The sequence below is a fragment of the Nonomuraea sp. NPDC002799 genome (genome assembly GCF_053592075.1).
The window spans coordinates 1-1,851 of the sequence record NZ_JBSFVA010000129.1 but is presented as its reverse complement, the minus strand read 5'-3'; the positions used below and the strand labels follow the sequence as shown (position 1 = coordinate 1,851).

Annotated in this window: 2 protein-coding genes; both read right to left on the bottom strand. The window is 73.1% G+C overall.

Going from position 1 to position 1,851, the window contains the following annotated elements:
* The coding region (locus ACWD0F_RS52030; RefSeq protein WP_449890571.1) for a roadblock/LC7 domain-containing protein at nt 1–232 on the bottom strand (232 nt) is incomplete at its 3' end.
* Nucleotides 229–1,851, bottom strand: a 1,623-nt coding sequence (locus ACWD0F_RS52025; protein ID WP_449890569.1) for an ATP-binding protein, incomplete at its 5' end; no start/stop codon positions are given. The genes ACWD0F_RS52025 and ACWD0F_RS52030, both read right to left, overlap by 4 nt.

The following is a 1,851-nucleotide window of genomic DNA, read 5'->3' as shown; positions in this document are numbered from 1 at the left end:
TCTGGTTGACCGCACCGCCCTCGAACACCCTGGCCGCGCCCTGCGTCAGGCTCACCAGCCCAGACGCGATCGCGGCCAGCTGATCGGCCCGGTCGGCCGGAAATCCCGACGAAGCCGCCAGCGGTAATCCGTCGGATGAGACGACCACGGCGTGCGCGACTCCCGGAACGGTACTGACGAAGTCGGTGATCAGCCAGTCGACGCCACGTGCCGCGTGACTGAGGTCGTTCATGCGCCCTCCTCCCTGTCGTTGTTCTTCGGGCCGGCGGGCCCGGAGGGGAACGCCTTGCCCCCGGTGATGTCGTCACGCGCCGCACGGAAGCCCTGCTGGAAGCTGGACAGCCGGTTGCGGATGCGATCGGGTGAGACCGACGGCATCGGTGTCACGCCCTTCGGCGAGGCCGACGTGTCCGCCGAGCCGGGCACCAGGTTCGCCTTGGGCACCCGTTTGGGCAGCCCGGCCGCCGTCGATCCGCCGAGCGCCGGCTCCGCCGCGGCCTCCGCCGCGCTCCAGCCGGCGTCCGACTTGGCGGAGCTCCAGCTCGCGCCGTTGTCGTCCCGCCCGAACCAGGCGGACTCCACGGCGGCGAAGATCGGCAGGTAGTCGTCTCCCGCCGAGGCCGGGGGGACCGCCGGGATGGGGCCCGTGGCGCCCGACTCGGGCTCGGGGAAGCCGAAGCCGCGCCGCTGCGGCAGCTTGCCGTCGTTGTTCCAGCCGCCGGGCGGTTGCTCGGGGCTGTTCCAGCCCCCTGCCTGCTGGCCCGGCTTGGTCCAGTTGCTCAGCGGCTGGCCGGAGTCGCTCCAGCCCGGCGCGCCCGGCGGCTGCTCGGCGTTGGGCCAGTTGCCGCCCGGCTGGTCCGCGTTGGGCCAGTTGCCGCCCGGCTGGTCCGCGTTGGGCCAGTTGCCGCCCGGCTGCTCGGGGACGGGCCGTTTGGGCAGACCGCGGTCGCCGTTGTAGGCCGGTCCGCGGGGCGGCGTCCAGACGTCGGAGTTCTCGTAGCCGCCGCCCATGCGCGGCTCCGCCGGCCAGGCGCCGGGGTCGGGCTGCCACTGCGCGGTCGGTGGCGGCCAGTTGCCGCCGGAGTCCGGGTTGGAGGGGAAGGACGGGTGGCCGGGGCCCATCTGGTAGGTCGGCTGCGGCCAGTCCGTGGCGGGTGGGGCGGGATGCGGTCCCGAGTACGGCTCGGGGCCCCCGGACGCACCGGCGAAGGCGGGCGGCTGCTGCGTCCCCGGGAAGGGTGACTGCTGCGTGCCCGAGAAGGGCGGCGTACCGGAGAGGGTGGGAACCTGGGAGCCCAGCATGTTCTCCGGGATGAGCACCATCGCGGTCAGGCCGCCCGAGCTGTGCGGGCGCAGCTGCACCCGGATGCCGTGGCGGTGCGCCAGCCTGGCGACCACGAACAGGCCCATGCGGCGCGACACCGAGACGTCCACGCTGGGCGCGTCCGTCAGCCGGTCGTTGGCGCCGACCAGCTCCTCCTGCGTCATGCCGATGCCGGAGTCGGTGATGGACAACATCACGCCGCCGCCGTCGATGCGGCTGCCCGAGACCGTGACCCTGGTCTCGCGCGGCGAGAACGACAACGCGTTCTCGACCACCTCGGCGAGCAGGTGGATGACGTCGTTGACGGCCTGCCCGGCCACCGAGACGCCGTCGGGCACCTGGAGGACGACCCGCTCGTAGTTCTCGACCTCCGACAACGAGGCGCGGGCGACGTCGACCAGCTTGACCGGCTGACTCCACCGGCGCGGCGGGTCCTGACCGGCCAGGACCAGCAGGTTCTCGCTGTTACGCCGCATACGGGTGGCCAGGTGGTCCAGCTTGAACAGGTTCCCGAGCCGCTGCTCGTC